The sequence below is a fragment of the Novosphingobium sp. genome, from assembly GCF_031417815.1.
GTDB lineage: Bacteria > Pseudomonadota > Alphaproteobacteria > Sphingomonadales > Sphingomonadaceae > Novosphingobium.
On record NZ_JANOWI010000036.1, the window covers coordinates 18,967 to 35,379 of the forward strand.

Genomic DNA, 16,413 nt, shown 5'->3' on the forward strand with positions numbered 1-16,413 from the left:
ATGTTCGAAGCCTTAGGCGGCGATGTGCTGACGGTGCCGGTCTCCGGTTCCGCAGTGCTGCGCGGCGCGGGCGAATGGCGCCCCAGCGGCACGCCCGGATTCTGGGTCAAGCCGCTCCTCGAAGACGCCGAGGCCGGCCTGCGCACCTGGCTGATGAAAAGCGACCCAGGCGCGACATCGGCGCTGCACAGCCATGACGAAATCGAACAGATCTATGTCCTTGAAGGTAGTTTCGCCGATGGCGAAACCACCTATGGTCCGGGCAATTACATCGTTCGCGCGGTCGGTGCACCGCACCTTTCCACATGCCAGCACGGATCGCTTTCGCTGGTCGTCTATTGCCGTCAGGCGGAGCCAAAGACATGAGCCATTTTGAACCTGTCGCCGGCTGGCTGGCGCTTGACCAGGCGGGGCGCAGTCTGCCCCAAGGCCTTTACATCAGCGACGAGGCGTTCGCTTTCGATACGCAGGTAATGCTCAAATCGGTCTGGCTGTTCGCCTGCACCGTGGCGCATGTGAAGAAGCCGGGCGATTTCTATCTGTTCGAGATGGCCAACGCCTCGGTCATCATCGTGCGCGGCCGCGATGGCGAAGTGCGCGCCTTCCATAACAGCTGCGCGCATCGCGGCGCCAAGATCTGCAGCCAGGCAAGCGGCAGCGGCCCGCGGTTTACCTGCCCATATCACCAGTGGTCCTACGGGCTGGACGGACGGCTGCTGGCTGCGCGCAACATGCCCGATGGGTTCGAGAAAGGTGCAAATGGCCTCAAGCCGGTCGCGCTTGAAAACATCGCGGGGATGATCTTCATCTGCCTGGGCGACAATCCGCCGCAAATTGGCCGCGCCAAGGCCGAAATCGCCGAACAGGTTTCGCTCTACAACCTCGACCGGCTGAAGGTCGCGGTGCAGGAGGATATGGTCCATCAGGCCAACTGGAAGCTGGTGATGGAAAACAACCGCGAATGCTATCATTGCGATGCCAACCATCCCGAACTCAACAAGACCTTCGTACCCTATGGCTTTGATAATGACATGCCGGTCAGCGACGCCGAAAGCGGCTATATCGCGGGCCAGATCGCCCGCTGGAAAGACCTTGGGATCTATCACGATCTGATCGAATTTCCCGAAGGCGGCTGGCACCGCGTGTCGCGCCTGCCGATGGCCGAAGGTACCTATGCAGCAACGCTGGACGGCCAGCCCGCATCGCGCCTGCCGATCTGGAGCGTTCCCGAAGCGGACAGTTCCAGCCTTTCGGTCCACACCCAGCCCAACTCCTGGCACCACTTCTTCTGCGACCATGCCGTCACTTTCTCGCTCACCCCGCTGGGCCCTGACCGGACCTTGCTGCGCACTTCGTGGCTGGTCCACGAGGACGCCGTCGAGGACGTAGACTATGACCGCGAAAACTTGACTGCGGTGTGGCGCGCCACCAACCACCAGGATGGGCATCTGGCCGAAATCAACCATGCCGGGATTGCGACCGACGGGTATAGCCAGGGCTACTACTCGCTCGACGAAGGCATGGTCGAAGCGTTCAAGGATTTCTATGTGAGCCACGCGCGCACCGCGCTGACGGCAACAGAAGGATCGGCGGCGTGACCCGTTTTTCCGCGTTCAGCCTGTTTGCCAAGGCGCTGGGCAATCACCAGGACTGGCCCGAACTGTGGCCCGATGCGAGCCCCAAACCCGCCTATGACGCGATCATCGTCGGGGCCGGCGGGCACGGTCTGGGCGCAGCCTATTACCTCGCCAAGAAATACGGCATCACCAATGTCGCGGTGATCGAGAAGGGCTGGCTCGGCGGCGGCAACACCGGCCGCAACACCACCATCGTGCGCTCGAACTACCTCTACGATGAAAGCGCGTTTTTGTATGATCACGCGGTCAAGCTGTGGGACGGGCTGAGCCAGGAGCTCAACTTCAACGTGATGTATTCGAAGCGCGGGGTGATGATGCTCGCGCACAATGTCCACGATGTGCAAAGCTTCCAGCGTCACATCCACGCCAATCGCCTCAACGGCGTCGATAATGAATGGCTGACGCCTGAGCAGGCCAAGGACTACTGCCCGCCACTGAGCATCGATCCGGGCGCACGCTATCCGGTGCAGGGCGCGGCCTTGCAGCGCCGCGGCGGTACCGCCCGCCACGATAGTGTGGCCTGGGGCTATGCCCGCGCCGCAGCCGCATTGGGCGTCGATATCATCCAGAACTGCGCGGTAACCGGGATCAGGCGCGGGGTAGATGGAGCAGTCGAAGGCGTCGAAACCACCCGCGGCTATATCGCTTCGAAGAAGATCGGCGTGTCGGCGGCGGGCAATTCATCGGTAGTGATGAAGATGGCCGGGCTGGACTTTCCGCTCGAAAGCTATCCGCTTCAGGCGCTGGTTTCCGAACCGATCAAGCCAGTGTTCCCCTGCGTGGTGATGTCGAACACGGTCCACGCCTATATCAGCCAGTCGGACAAGGGCGAGCTGGTGATCGGCGCGGGTACCGATCAGTACGTCTCCTATTCGCAGCGCGGCGCGCTCCACATTGTCGAGCATACCGTGGCTGCGATCTGCGAGATTTTCCCGATTTTCCGGCGGATGCGGATGCTGCGCAACTGGGGCGGGATCGTCGATGTCACTCCCGATCGCTCGCCGATCCTGGGCAAGACCCCGGTTCCAGGGCTTTACGTCAATTGCGGCTGGGGCACCGGCGGGTTCAAGGCTACGCCCGGCGCGGGTGATCTTCTGGCCTACACCATGGCCAAGGACGAACCGCATGCCATCAACGCGCCCTACAACCTCGACCGGTTCCGCAACGGGCGGTTGATCGACGAAGCGGCAGCAGCAGCGGTGGCGCACTGATGATACTCATACACTGCCCTTATTGCGACGATACGCGCCCCGAACTTGAATTCGCTTATGCCGGCGAAGCGCACATCGCGCGGCCCGCCGATCCCTCAGCGCTGAGCGACGGAGAGTGGGAAGGCTACCTGTTCATCCGCGCCAACCCGCGCGGGCGGCATAATGAACGCTGGCGGCATATCCACGGCTGCGGGCGCTTCTTCAACGCGGTGCGCGATACGGTGACCGACAAGTTCGAGCTGACCTACAAGGCGGGAGAACCCCGCAAATGACCTCGCACCGGATTGCAGATGCGGGCCGTTTGGGCAGTGCCACCACGGTAAATTTCACTTTCGATGGCAAGCCCTATCAGGGCAAGGCTGGGGACAGTCTTGCCTCCGCCTTGCTGGCGAACGGCGTGGTGTTGTTTGGCCGCAGCTTCAAATACCACCGTCCGCGCGGGTTGCTGGGCGCAGGCGCGGAAGAGCCCAATGCGCTGATCAGCGTGACACGCGGCGCAGGGCGTTTCACGCCCAACCTGCGCGCCACCGCGATCGAGCTTTACGAAGGGCTGACCGCGCGCAGCCAGAACCGCTGGCCCAGTCTTGCAACCGATTTCGGATCGATCAACGACCGGCTCGGGCGGTTCATTCCGGCGGGCTTCTACAACAAGACCTTCATGTGGCCGCGCTCGTTCTGGGACAAGCTCTACGAACCCGCGATCCGCCGCATGGCCGGGCTGGGCGATGCGCCGGTCGATCCCGATCCCGATGTCTATGACGCCTGCTACGCCCACTGCGACGTGCTGATCGTGGGCGCCGGCCCGGCCGGGATCGACGCCGCGCTGGCCGCATCCGCCTCCAACAAGAAGGTGTTCCTGCTCGACGAACAGGACGAAATGGGGGGCGGTGCACTCGCCGATCAAGCGCTGTGGCCGTGGCTGGCGGAAAGCCTGAAGGACCTCGCCACGCTGCCCAATGTCACTATGCTGAACCGCACCACGGCATTCGGCTATTATCACGATAACTTCATCGGCGCGGTCGAGCGGCTGACCGAACACCTGCCCGATCCCGGTCATGCGCCGCGCGAAAAGCTGTGGCGGATCCGCGCGGGCGAAGTGGTGCTGGCGCAGGGCGCGATCGAGCGCCCGCTGGTGTTTGCCGGAAACGACGTTCCCGGCGTGATGCTGGCCTCGGCAGCGCGGACTTACCTTGCCCGCTACGGCGTGGCAGTGGGGCACAACGTTGCGTTGATGACGGTGCACGACAGCGGCTGGCGCGATGTCTTCGCCATGGCGCGCGCGGGCGTGAAAGTCACCGCGATCATCGAGCTGCGCGAAAGCGTCGATGCCGCCTTGCTGGTTGAAGCAGGCGAACTGGGCATTGCGGCCGAACTTGGCAGCGCGGTGATCGGCGTTGCAGGGCGGCAGGCGGTGAACGGGATCGAGATCGCCCGTGCCGACGGCTCGCAGCGCCGCAAGCTGGCCTGCGATGCCGTGTTGATGGCGGGTGGCTGGACCCCTTCGGTGCATTTGTGGTCGCATTCGCTGGGCAAGCTCGCCTGGTCGGAGGACTGGGGTGCTTACCTACCCGATGTTCCCAACGAAAATGTGCGCTGCGTTGGCGCTTGCAGCGGCACGTGGAGCTTTGGCAGCGGTCTCAACATCGGCCAGCTTCCCACCCAAAAGAATCCTGGCAAGATCAAGGCCTTCGTCGATTTCCAGAACGATGTCACCGCCAAGGACATCGCGCTGGCGGTGCGCGAGGGGATGAAGTCGGTCGAGCATATCAAGCGTTACACCACCAACGGGATGGCGACCGATCAGGGCAAGACCAGCAACCTCAACGCGCTGCAATTGGCCTCGGCCGCGCTGGACCGCCCGGTCCAGGCGATCGGCCTCACCACCTTCCGCCCGCCCTATACCCCGCAGACTTTCGGCGCGCTGGCGGGCCACGCCAAGGACGCGCTGTTCCAGGCCGTTCGCAAGAGCCCGATCGATCCCTGGGCCGCGGCCGAAGGGGCAGTGTTCGAGCTGGTCGCGCAGTGGCGGCGCGCGCGCTATTTCCCCAAGGCGGGCGAAGATATGGACACCGCGGTGGCGCGCGAATGTCTGGCGGTGCGCAGCGCGGTCGGGATTTTCGATGCCTCCACGCTCGGCAAGATCGAGGTGGTCGGGCCTGACGCGGCCGAATTCCTCAACCGCATGTACACCAACCCCTGGAAGCAGCTGGAGCCTGGCCGCTGCCGCTATGGGCTGCTGCTGCGCGAAGACGGGTTCATCACTGATGATGGGGTTTCGGCGCGGATGGCGCCCGACCGGTTTCACCTGACCACCACCACCGGCGGTGCGGCGCGGGTGCTCAACATGATGGAGGACTACCTCCAGACCGAATGGCCCGATCTGAATGTCTGGCTGACCAGCACCACCGAACAGTGGGCGGTGATCGCATTGCAAGGCCCCAAAGCGCGCGATGTGATCGCGTCGCTGGTATCGGGCATCGACCTGTCGAGCGAGGCTTTCCCGCACATGGCGGTGCGCGAAGGCACGATTTGCGGGGTGCCGACGCGGTTGTTCCGGGTCAGCTTCACCGGCGAACTGGGCTTTGAAATCAACGTCCCCGCGGCCTTTGGCCGCCACGTCTGGGATGCGGTCTGGGCTGCGGGACAGGCGCACGGCATCACGCCATACGGCACCGAAACGATGCACGTGCTGCGGGCCGAGAAGGGCTTCATCATCGTCGGCCAGGATACCGATGGCACGGTCACGCCTTATGACGCCGGGCTGGACTGGGCAGTGGGCAAGAAGAAGCCGGACTTTGTCGGCCGGCGCTCGCTCGCCCGGCCCGATATCGTAGCCCCGGGGCGCAAGCAGTTGATTGGCCTGCTGACCGACGATCCGAATGAGGTGCTGGAGGAAGGCGCGCAGATCGTTGCCGATCCCAGCCAGCCGGTGCCGATGACCATGATCGGCCATGTCACCTCGAGCTACCACAGCGCCACCCTGGGCCGGTCGATTGCAATTGCGCTGATCCAGGGCGGGTTCGAGAAGATGGGCGAAACGCTGCACGTGCCGATGCCCGGCAAGACGATCACGGCCAAGGTGGTGAAGCCGATGTTCTATGACGCCGAAGGGAGCCGGCTCAATGGCTGATCTGGCAATGCGCGCCGCGCCGGTTCCGGCCGAGCCGGCTGATTTTCCGGGCGTTTCGATCGCGCTGGGAGCGCCGCTGGGGCGCTGGTCGCTGCGTGGGCGCGATCCGGGGGCATTGGCCAAAGTGGTGGGCCACAAAGTACCTGCAAAGATCGGCGAGGCCTTGGACGGGATGCTCTGCCTTGGTCCCGACGAATGGCTGCTGCGGCTGCCGGAAGGCGCGGCAATACCGATGGGCGCAGGCCTGCCGCTGAGCGTGGTCGACATATCCGAACGCGCAATATCGCTGGTGCTGGAAGGCCCGCGCGCGATCGAAGTCCTCTCGAGCGGATGCCCGCGCGATCTTTCCAAATTCGCAGTCGGTTATGGCAGCCGCACGATTTACGAGACGGCCGAGATCGTGCTGATCCGCGAAAGTGAAGAGCGCTGGTCCGTCGAGGTCTGGCGCAGCTTCGCGCCGTGGCTGCACCTCGCGCTGGTTACTGCGGCAAGCCACCTGCGCTGACCTGCCAGAAATGCAGCAGGTCCGCCGCATGGCTGGCCGGGAAATAGGCAAGGCAGGCTGCTGCGCTTTCGACCCGCAGCGTCACGGTAACATGCTCGATCAGCGTGGTTGCCACGCAATCCGCCGCAAACTCTGGCGCTTCGGCGTTGAACAGGCCGCCTTCCATCAGCAGGCTGCGCCACTTGGAACCTGACAGCCGCGCCCGCACATAGCCGCCGCCAACCGGAGTCAGCGCGCCGCTATCACCCAGCACCGCCTTGATCGCTGCAACATCACCTGCGACCAGCCATGTCGTTGGCGAAAGGCGCATAACATCGCCGGCCGCGCGCCCCGCCCCTGGCAGGTCATGCCCCAGGGCTTTGGCGATCTGCTTGGCTGCCCGCTTCGGATCGCCCCAAAGTTCCAGCACGTGGAGCAGCGCGCGCTCCAACGGTTCGATCCGCAGCTCAGTCACGGTAACGCTCCCCGGCCGGGTCATAGAAATGGGGTGATCTGACCCGGACCTTCGCGGTTACCTTGCGGGTGGGCGAATGGGCGTAAAGCACTTCGCCGTGGCGGCCCTGCCCGCCCCTCAGATGGGCCAGTGCAATCGATCCGCCTTCGATCACCCTGAGGCCGGATCCGGTGACATGACCCTCTGCTGGTGTGGCCATCTCCCGGACCAGCATCGCGCCTTCGGGGATTGCCCCGCCGTCAATCGCTTCCACGCCCACCAATTGCTTGCGCATCGGATCGGCGAGATCGGGTCGCTGCAGGCAGGCTTCGCCGATATAGCCGCCGGCCGTGTTCAGCATCTTGCCCATGCCAAGCTCCTGCGCGGTCAGGCGACCGTCGATATCGGGGCCGACCACCAGATGGCCCTTCTCGATCCGCAGCAATTCCATCGCCTCGATCCCGTAAGGCGCGCCGCCCACCGCCTGCACTTCGGTCTCAATCGCCTGCCACCCGGCTTCGGCATGGCTGGCGTCGAAATGCACTTCGAACGCGCGCTCGCCCGAAAAGCTGGCGGCCAGCAGCAGCACCGGTAAGCCCGCGATTTCGGTATGGACAACCGACATATGGCGCGGGGCTTCAGCGCCGGTCAGCGCAGCCATGATCCCAGGCGATTTCGGCCCGGCCACGGCGATCGCGGCATAGTGTTCCTGCACGCAGACCACCGAAACCTTGAGATCGGCACACAGGTGGCTGCGGACATAGGACAGCCAGGTCGCCATCCGGCTCGCGCCGCCGGTCGAGCTGGTCAGGAGATAGCGGTTCGCCTCCAGCCGCCAGACGGTGCCGTCATCGAACACCAACCCGTCCTCGCGCAGCATGAAGGTGTAGCGCCCGCGGCCTACCGCGAGCTTGCCGACCGTGGTTGCGCAGACGCGTTCGAGGAATTGCACCGCATCGGGCCCCTGCACTGCAAACTTGGCGAGCGTCGAGACATCGCACAGCCCCGCCGAGGTCCGCACCGCGCGCGCCTCGCGCAGGCCAGACTGGGCGAGTGTCTCGCTACCTTGCGGGTAAGTCCGCACCCGCTTCCAGTAGCCGGCATCGAACCAGATCGGATCCCTGGCGGCATGGACCGCATGGAGCGCCGGGCGGCGCATGGGCAAGGCGTGTTCGCCCATCGAAGCCCCGGCCAGCGCGCCCATCGACACGGGCGTATAGGGCGGGCGGAAGGTGGTCAGCCCGGCTTCGGGAACCGCGATCCCCTCACGCCGCGCGATCCGGTCAAGCGCGGTCATGTTGCTGGTCTTGCCCTGGTCGGTCGCCATGCCCAGCGTGGTGTAGCGCTTCAGGTGCTCGGCCGAGCGATACCCTTCGCGCCAGGCAAGATCGAGATCGGCCACCGTCACGTCATTCTGGAAATCGACGAACGCCGCCTTGGGATTGCCGCTTGCGCCCAGCGTTTCGGCGGGCTGTGGCTGCGCGGCAAGGCCGACCGTGCGGACATTGTGCGGTGCCGCGCCGGGGACGAAAGCCTGCGCGGCCGCGTCCCAATCGAGCTTTCCGCCCGCCTGCATGTGGAGGTGCACCACCGGCGTGAACCCGCCCGCCATGGCGATCAGATCACAGGCGAAAGTGCGCTCGGCCCCGTCGATCAAGGCGATCAGCCCGGTCACACCCTGCTTGCCGCCATTGGCCATGAGCGGCGCGGCCCGGTTGTGCACTTCAAAACCGCTGTCCTGTCCAGCAGGCGCGGTGCGGCTGTCGAGCACCACCACTTCGGCCCCGGCCTGGCGCAGCGCGGCGGCCGTGCGGTAGGCATCGTCATTGGTAGCCGCGATCACCACACGCTTGCCCGGGACAACGCCAAAGCGGTTTGTATAAGTGCGCACCGCCTGGCTCAGCATCACGCCGGGCAGGTCATTGTTCGCGAACGTCAGCGGGCGTTCGATCGCGCCGGTGGCCAGCACCACTTCAGCGGCGCGAACGTGCCAATAGCGCTGGGTCAAGCCATGCTCAGGGACCTGCCCCGGTTCCACCAGCTTCTCCGACAGGCAGATGAAATTATCGTCCCACAGCCCGCTGGCACTGGTCCGGGTCAGCACGCGCCCGCCCGAACTGCGCACTTCGGCGGCTATTTCGTCCGCCCAGGTGTGGCCAGGCTTGCCTTCGATGGTCTGAGGATCGCAGAGCAGCGACGGAGCAATCACCGCATCCTGCTCGACCAGCATCACCTTTTTGCCCGCGCGAACGGCATCGCGCGCCGCGATCAGCCCTGCCGGGCCGGAGCCGACCACCAGCACATCGCAGAACGCGGCGCGCGTGGCATAGCGATCTGGATCGACCTCCGTCGGCGCAGGGCCCAAACCAGCCGCGCGGCGGATGAACTTTTCGTAGAACAGCCACAATCTGGGCGGTCCGAAAAAGGTCTTGTAATAGAACCCGGCGGGCAGCGCCCTGGCGACCAGTTGCAGCACCGCGCCGGCATCGAAGCGCAGGCTGGGCCAGCGGTTCTGGCTGATGGCAACCAGGCCTTCGTAAACGAACAGATCGGTCGCGCGGGTGTTGGGCTCCATCCGCCCGCCTTCGCCCACGGTGACCAGCGCATTGGGTTCTTCCACCCCGGCCGAGAGGATCCCGCGCGGGCGGTGATACTTGAAGCTGCGGCCGACCAGCTTGATCCCGTTACCCAGCAGCGCCGCTGCCAGCGTCTGCCCCGGCTTTGCGGTCAGCGCGCGGCCATCGAAAGTGAAGTTGATGACGCCGCTCATGGCAGCGCCTCCGGCCCGATCGGCCTGATCCATTCGATATCGTGGCTCACCCGGTCGCGCCGGATCAGCAGCCACATGCCGCAGCCATGGGTGTGGCGCCACAGCTCTTCCTCCATCCCGCGCAGGTTGGCGCGGGTGAACAACGCGGCGACGGCAACGGCGGGTTCGGCATCGAGCGGCACGACCGAATCGGCCGTGCGCTCATAAATGAACTCGGCCTGGGCACGGTTGCCGCAGTGGGGGCAGGCGATCTGCTTCATGATCTATAGCCCCTCCCCGGCGGGGATCGGAGGAAGAAGAGCATCCAGGCTGATGGCGAACGCATATCCATCAGCGATGATTCGGGAACGGGCCGGTGCCGTTCTCGTCAACCGGCGCGCCGCGCGCGAACCGGTCAAGCGCGAACGGCGCGACGATCGGATGGGGACGGCCATGCGCCAGCGTATCGGCGAACAGCCAGCCCGATCCGGGCGTCGCCTTGAACCCGCCATAGCACCAGCCGCCATCGATATAGAGCCCATCGCGCGGGGTCAGCCCGATCACCGGGCTGCCATCGAAGCTCATGTCGGTCACCCCGGCCCAGCAGCGCAGCATCCGAAGCCGCGAGAGCGCCGGGATCAGCGCCAGGCCTTGCTGCACTGCCAGTTCCATCGTCACCGCATGACCGCGCTGGGCGTAGCTTGGCCAGTTATCGGGATCGCCGCCGAACACGATCCCGCCCTTGTCGCTCTGGCTGATGTAGCAATGCAAGGATTGCGACATTACCACGGTATTGACCATCGGCTTGACGCCTTCGGTGACCATTGCCTGCAAGGTCTGGCTTTCAATCGGCAGCTTCAGCCCCGCCATCGCCGCGACATGGCCGCTGTGCCCGGCAACGCAGATCGCCACCTTCCCGGCCATGATCCGGCCGCGCGAAGTCTCAACCCCGGTTACCCGGCCCGCGTCCATCACCATCCCGGTGACTTCGCACTTCTGGATGATATCAACCCCGCGGCTGTCGGCCCCGCGGGCATAGCCCCAGGCCACCGCATCGTGGCGCGCGGTGCCGCCGCGCCGCTGGATCATCGCGCCTTCGATCGGGAAGCGGGCTGACCGCGAAAAATCGAGGCATGGTTCCAGCTTCATCACCTGATCGCGGCTCAGCAATTCGGCATCGATCCCTTGGCATGCCATGGCATCGCCCTTTTCGGCAAGGCGGATCATGTCGGCGTCCGAATGGCCCAGCGTCAGCGCGCCGCGGGGGCTGAACATCACATTGAAATTGAGATCGTCCGACAGCCCTTCCCACAGCTTGAGGCTGAATTCGTAGAACCGGCTGAGCGGCTCCTGCCGGTAATTGGAGCGCACGATGGTGGTGTTGCGCCCGGTGTTGCCGCCGCCGATGTAGCCTTTTTCAAGCACCGCAACATTGGTGATGCCGTGGACCTTGGCGAGGTAATAGGCGGTCGCCAGCCCATGCCCGCCGCCGCCGATTATCACCACGTCATAGCTGGCCTTCGGCTCAGGATCGCGCCAGGCTGGCTGCCAGTGCGATTGGCCATTAAAGGCGCCGCGCAGCAGCGAAAGGGCGGAGTATTTGCCCATCAGAGCGGCAGCCAGCCCTTGCTTGTCCGCCAGTCCGCCTCGATCCCGTCAAACCGGGAGAGCCCCAACTTGGCGATATCGGTGAAGCTGCAGGCCCCTTCGAGCGCCAGATCGCGGAGCGCATGGCCGCTGGCCGGGGACAGGCCAAAGCCGACCCCCGACATGGTGCAGAAGGTGACATTCTCGCGCCGGTCGATCACCGGGCGGCCATCGGGGGTCATCTCGATCACCCCGGCCCATGAACGGATCACGTTGAGATGCGCCGCACCGGGCAGCAGTTCGGCCAGCCGCCGCGCGAGGTTGCGGGTCAGCGGGGTGCTCGGCTTCACATCCGGCCCCAGTTCGCCAAATTCGACCCATTCGTGCGGACCGCCGCCATAGGCGAGATTGCCGCGCAGTGTCTGGCGGCCATAAAGCCCGTTGCCGTCCACCCCGCCCAGCTTCATCATCGGTGCGGGTTCGGTCACGATCATTTCCGCCCGCGCGGCGGCGAGCGGCAACGCGATCCCCAGCTTTGCCAACAGCGTGCCGGTTTGCGGTCCGGCAGCCACGATAACCGCATCGCAGTCGTAGCTGCCGCTGATGCTTTCCACCGCCGTTACCTTCCCGCCGCTGGACCTGAAACCAGTGGCCGGCGAATGCTGCACGATCCGCCCGCCCAGATCCTGCAGCGCCCAGGCATAGGCCTGCACCGTGCGGTGCGGATTGGCATGGCCGCCGAAGCGGTAGTGGATCCCGCCCAGGCAATTGTCCCCCGCCAGCGGCACCGCTTCGCGCACCTGCGCCGCATCGAGCAGATCGACCCGGTGCCCCAGCCGGTTGTTCATTTCGGCGATGTAGTGATACTGATCGAGCTGGCGCGGCGTGACCGCGACGATGATCCGCTGCGGGCTGAATTCGGTCGGATAGCCCAGCAGTTCGTCCAGCTGCGGCCACAGCCGCTGCTCTTCGGCAAACAGCGGGCTTTGATAGTGCGAGCAGCCGCCGCCGTTGCGCCCCGATGCTTCCCAGCCGACCACGCCCTTGTCGAGCACGGTGACGCTTACGCCGCTGCGCGCCAGCCACCAGGCCGCCGAAAGCCCGGTCGCGCCAGCACCGACGACAACGACGTTCCCAGTGCTCACAGGCTCATATTCCCGCCCAGCCGCCGCCGGTTCTCGTCCTCAAAGGAGGTGCCGATATCGGCATAGGGCACCCACTGGGTCGGGATCCCCATCCACACGTCCCACCCGGCCCGCATCTCCTCGCTCTCGTCCCAATCGGCGATGACTTTCAGCGGTAGCGGCCGCACCGGCGCGCGGTGGGTGGCCAGCGGCACCTCGGCCAGCGGGCACTTCGCTTCGGCCGCCAGGATCATCGCCACCTGATCGCGGCAACGGCGGCCCTGGCATTGGCCCATCCCACTGCGGGTCAGCCGCTTGACTTGATCCTGATTGGGCGGGCCATCAGCAAGCAGGGTCGCCAGCGAGCGGTGTTGCAGCGCCGCCGGACGATCGAGATAGCGCGGCGGCTGGACCCCGATCAGATCGGCCAGCGTCATCTCTTCGCACTGGCAGATCACCGTATCGCCGCCGCAAGCCCCGCCCAGCGCCTCCATCCAGTCCTGCCGGTAAGCAGCGTGATCGAAGGAGGTATCGGGCAGCCCGGCGCACAGACCGACCACTTCCACCGCAGCATTGCCCGAAGGAATCCAGCCGCCGCGCATCGCATCGAAGCGGCGCTGCCCATGCATCGCATCGACCAGCTCGATCATCGGGACGAGGCCGATCGCCATGACCACGCTGTCGCAGGCAATGCTGTTGCCATCGGACAGCACCAGCGCCTCAACCCCGTCCAGCCCGCCCTTGGCTTCGACCGGGGTAACGCCGCAACGGATGGCAATGCCCGCAGCTTCGACCTGTGCCGCCAGCACCGGACCGCCCTGCACCGTCGCGCGCACTTCCAGAATGGCGGCGACCGCGATCCCGCTGGCCTGCGCCGCCAAAGCAGTTTCAAGGCCCAGATCGTGTGAGCCGACCACCACGATCCGCCGCCCGGCAAAGGCATCGTACAGCGCCAGCAGCTTTGACAGCGCCATGGCCCCCATCACGCCGGGCTGGTTCCAGCCGGGGAAAGCCATGGGCAGATCACGCGCGCCGGTGGCCAGCACCAGCCGGCCGAAACCGGTCAGCCACGATCGCTCGGCATCGGCCAGCCCGATGACCTGGCCCGGCAAGCTGCCCACCAGCGGCCCGTTGCGATAGACCCCCCAGGCGGTGGTGCCGAGCTGCACTTCGGCCCCGGCTTCGATCACCGGTTCAAGCCACGGCATATGCGCGAATACCGTCTCGACCATGCGCTGGCTGTTCTGCACCGCCGCGGTTGCGCGCCCGCCGAAGAACCACGGCACATCGGTGCCGATCAGTGCGCCCGCCACGGGGTTCTCGTCGACCAGCAGCACGCTAAGCCCGCCTTGTGCGGCCCTTAACGCCGCTTCAGCGCCGCTTGTCCCGGCGCCCACCACGACCACGTCAAAGTGCAGATCGGGCACCGGAAACTTGCCGTCAATGGCATGGGGATCGCGTCCGCACGCGGTCATGCCGCCGCCAGTGCCTGGGCCAGATCGGCGATGATGTCGTCGACATGCTCGAGCCCCACCGAGAGCCGGATCGTGCCATCGGTTATCCCGCTGGCGCGCCGGTTTTCGGGCGAAACCGCGTAATGCGTGGTGCTGGCCGAATGGCAGATCAGGGTGTTCGACCCGCCCAGATTGACCGCCATCTTGAGCAGTTTCAGCCGGTCGAGCATCGCGAACGCCTCGGCCTCGCCGCCGTGGAGGTGGAACGAGAAGGTCGAACCGGCGCCCTTGCACTGGCGTTCAAAAACCGCGCGTGCGGGGCTCCCTGCGGGGGTGAAGCCGAGATAGGTGACCCCCGCCACCTTGGAATGATCGCGCAACCACGCCGCCACGGCAGCGGCGTTTTCCATTGCCCGCTCAGTGCGCAAGTGTACCGTTTCCAGACTACGCAGCACCAGCCAGGTGTTATAGGGATCAAGGTGGCTGCCCCACACCAGTCGCTGCAGTTTGAGCGGCGCGATCAGGTCCTTGCGGCCCGTGATCGCCCCCGCCAGCAGGTCCGAATGGCCCGCGACATATTTTGTGAGCGAGGTGACGACCAGATCCACCCCATGCGCAATCGGGCGCTGGTGGAACGGGCCGAGCAGTGTGTTATCGACCATCACGATCGGCCGCCGGCCCTGCGCTGCTTCGATCCGCCCGGCGATTTCTACCAGCAGATCAAGATCGACCAGCGCCGCGGTGGGATTTCCCGGACTTTCCGCCGCGAGCAGTGCAATCGGACCTTTGACCATGGCACGTTCGCAGGCCGCCCAGATGTTCGCCGCGTCGCAGCCATCGGTATAGGCTTCGGCGTGGCTGCCAAATTGCGGCATGATCCCGCCCAACAGCCCATCGACGCCCGAATAGAACGGGCGGCCGAACACCACCCCTTCGCCGGGGCGCAGATAGGCCAGCGCCACGGCGGTATGCGCGGCCATCCCGCTGCAATAGGCGAGCGCCGCCTCAGCCCCGTCGATCACCGCCAGCCGCGCTTCGAGCACATCGAGCCCAGGGTGGCCGAGCCGGGCGTAGATATGGCTGCTGCCGCCCGCTTCGGGGCCATCGCCATCGAAATAGGCGCGGTGCACATCCTTGGCCGCCTGCGCCGAGGGATAAGTGAAGGTCGCGGTCATGAAGACCGGCGGCTTGGCGCTACGCAGCGCATCTTCGGGATCCCAGCCGTGGGAAATCGCCAGCGTTTCGGGGCGAAATTGCGGAGCCTTGGGATCAGTCATGGGCGGCAACATAGTCCTGCGCGAGGCTGCAATACCAGTCGGTAAACCGGGCCACCAGGGCTTCGGCTTCAAGCGAATAGGGGCCGGGCCGATATCCGGGGCTCAGCACCCCGCGCTGGTTGTTTTCGGCCAGTTCCTTGTCCTGCATATTGGTTTTGAGCCACAGCTCCTTGAGCGCGGGCAGCTGGTAGTCCACGCCTTCCACTGCATCCTTGTGGACGTACCAGCGGCTGAACACGTGGGTTTCCTGCGGACCAACCGGCATGCAGCTGAACACGATGACATAGTCCGCCGTGGCGTGGGCAAACATGTGCGGATCAATCGCCCAACGCAGCGATCCGACATCGCCGCCATTCGCTCTGGTCAGCGGCCTGGTACAGAGCGGCTCTCCGTCCATGCTGATGCTGGTGCTTCCGGGATTGAGCGCGAACCGGGCAATCTGCCACCACGGCCCCTCGATCGCCGTATGCGGCAGCCCGGCCGCATCCATTGACGCATTGAAAGCCTCGACCTGCGGATTTCGGAACGCATCGAAATGGCGCGACATGTGGACCGGAAAGCTCTGGCTCAATTCCGGGTGTCCGGTGGGGCAATGATAGCATTCGCGGGCATTTTCCATCACCAGCTTCCAGTTCGCCTGCTCGACCAGCAGGTCGGTCGCGGCGAGCTTGAGCTGGGAGAAATCGAGCGGACCGGCATAGGCGCTGAAGCGTTCGCCAAACTCGTCGAACGGCGCAGGGTCTGCGGCAAGGCAGATAAACATTGCCCCGGCGACAACCCGCAGCGCAACTGGCGACAGCCCGTGCGCCGATTTATCGAACTGTTCACCCATCCGCCCGGCGGCAAACAGCGATCCATCAAGATCATAGGTCCAGCGGTGATAGGGGCAGACCAGCTTGGGCGCAGAACCATAGCCGTTCTGGCACAGGATCGAGCCGCGGTGCCGGCAGGTGTTGTGAAAGGCGCGCAGCGTACCGTCCTTGCCCCGCACCACCAACACCGGCCAGTCGCCGATGCTGAACGCAAGGTAGCAGCCTGGATCCGGCAGTTCGCATTCCATTCCAGCCATCAGCCACGACTGGCGATAGATCGCCTCAAGATCGAACGCGAACGCGCGCTGATCGGTATAGAGCCCCTGCGGCAAACTGTGGTCGGGCTGGCGGGCTTTGAGCTGCGCGGCGGCCCAGGCGAGGTCGGTCATCTAGGCCTCCAAACGGAGGTTCAGCGTGTGGGCAATTCCGCAAGGTGAGAACAATTGAATTTTCGCATAGCCCTATCTGATCCAGACCGGCTATTCAGCCGGTGA

General features: G+C 65.2%; 14 protein-coding genes. 6 read left to right on the top strand and 8 right to left on the bottom strand.

Translation table 11 applies throughout. The features are described 5' to 3' along the window. The 6 genes from RMN99_RS08815 to RMN99_RS08840 are packed head-to-tail and all read left to right on the top strand — an operon-like array spanning position 1 to position 6,483. Positions 1 to 366 (top strand): cupin domain-containing protein, encoded by a 366-nt coding sequence (locus tag RMN99_RS08815; protein ID WP_309622939.1) that lies wholly within the window; start codon positions 1 to 3, stop codon positions 364 to 366. After that, entirely contained in the window at positions 363 to 1,598 is a 1,236-nt protein-coding gene (locus tag RMN99_RS08820) for an aromatic ring-hydroxylating dioxygenase subunit alpha (RefSeq protein ID WP_309622940.1), read from the top strand. The genes RMN99_RS08815 and RMN99_RS08820 overlap by 4 nt, the downstream gene beginning before the upstream one ends. After that, on the top strand, positions 1,595 to 2,848 hold the full coding sequence (locus tag RMN99_RS08825) for a sarcosine oxidase subunit beta family protein (protein ID WP_309622941.1): 1,254 nt from the start codon (positions 1,595 to 1,597) through the stop codon (positions 2,846 to 2,848). Before RMN99_RS08820 ends, RMN99_RS08825 begins: the two co-directional genes overlap by 4 nt. Next, positions 2,848 to 3,120, top strand: a complete 273-nt coding sequence (locus RMN99_RS08830) for a sarcosine oxidase subunit delta (RefSeq protein WP_309622942.1) — start codon at positions 2,848 to 2,850, stop codon at positions 3,118 to 3,120. Before RMN99_RS08825 ends, RMN99_RS08830 begins: the two co-directional genes overlap by 1 nt. Then, a complete protein-coding gene (locus RMN99_RS08835; protein ID WP_309622943.1) occupies positions 3,117 to 5,978 on the top strand; it encodes a 2Fe-2S iron-sulfur cluster-binding protein in 2,862 nt (953 codons plus the stop codon). Before RMN99_RS08830 ends, RMN99_RS08835 begins: the two co-directional genes overlap by 4 nt. Beyond that, positions 5,971 to 6,483, top strand: coding sequence for a sarcosine oxidase subunit gamma family protein (locus tag RMN99_RS08840; protein WP_309622944.1), 513 nt, complete (start codon positions 5,971 to 5,973; stop codon positions 6,481 to 6,483). The genes RMN99_RS08835 and RMN99_RS08840 overlap by 8 nt, the downstream gene beginning before the upstream one ends. Here RMN99_RS08840 and RMN99_RS08845 read toward each other — a convergent pair. From RMN99_RS08845 to RMN99_RS08880, 8 genes are all read right to left on the bottom strand, one after another. Further along, on the bottom strand, positions 6,458 to 6,937 hold the full coding sequence (locus tag RMN99_RS08845) for a hypothetical protein (RefSeq protein WP_309622945.1): 480 nt from the start codon (positions 6,935 to 6,937) through the stop codon (positions 6,458 to 6,460). The genes RMN99_RS08840 and RMN99_RS08845 overlap by 26 nt on opposite strands. Further along, positions 6,930 to 9,686, bottom strand: coding sequence for a 2Fe-2S iron-sulfur cluster-binding protein (locus RMN99_RS08850; protein WP_309622946.1), 2,757 nt, complete (start codon positions 9,684 to 9,686; stop codon positions 6,930 to 6,932). The genes RMN99_RS08845 and RMN99_RS08850 overlap by 8 nt, the downstream gene beginning before the upstream one ends. Beyond that, entirely contained in the window at positions 9,683 to 9,946 is a 264-nt protein-coding gene (locus tag RMN99_RS08855) for a sarcosine oxidase subunit delta (protein ID WP_309622947.1), read from the bottom strand. The genes RMN99_RS08850 and RMN99_RS08855 overlap by 4 nt, the downstream gene beginning before the upstream one ends. Before the next feature lie 70 nt (positions 9,947 to 10,016). Then, a complete protein-coding gene (locus RMN99_RS08860) occupies positions 10,017 to 11,273 on the bottom strand; it encodes a sarcosine oxidase subunit beta family protein (protein ID WP_309622948.1) in 1,257 nt (418 codons plus the stop codon). Then, a complete protein-coding gene (locus RMN99_RS08865; RefSeq protein WP_309622949.1) occupies positions 11,273 to 12,397 on the bottom strand; it encodes an FAD-binding oxidoreductase in 1,125 nt (374 codons plus the stop codon). The genes RMN99_RS08860 and RMN99_RS08865 overlap by 1 nt, the downstream gene beginning before the upstream one ends. Then, positions 12,394 to 13,851 (bottom strand): FAD-dependent oxidoreductase, encoded by a 1,458-nt coding sequence (locus tag RMN99_RS08870; protein ID WP_309622950.1) that lies wholly within the window; start codon positions 13,849 to 13,851, stop codon positions 12,394 to 12,396. Before RMN99_RS08870 ends, RMN99_RS08865 begins: the two co-directional genes overlap by 4 nt. Continuing rightward, positions 13,848 to 15,107 (bottom strand): aminotransferase class I/II-fold pyridoxal phosphate-dependent enzyme, encoded by a 1,260-nt coding sequence (locus tag RMN99_RS08875; RefSeq protein ID WP_309622951.1) that lies wholly within the window; start codon positions 15,105 to 15,107, stop codon positions 13,848 to 13,850. Before RMN99_RS08875 ends, RMN99_RS08870 begins: the two co-directional genes overlap by 4 nt. Beyond that, positions 15,100 to 16,308, bottom strand: coding sequence for an aromatic ring-hydroxylating dioxygenase subunit alpha (locus RMN99_RS08880; RefSeq protein ID WP_309622952.1), 1,209 nt, complete (start codon positions 16,306 to 16,308; stop codon positions 15,100 to 15,102). The genes RMN99_RS08875 and RMN99_RS08880 overlap by 8 nt, the downstream gene beginning before the upstream one ends. Between the last annotated feature and the right edge of the window lie 105 nt (positions 16,309 to 16,413).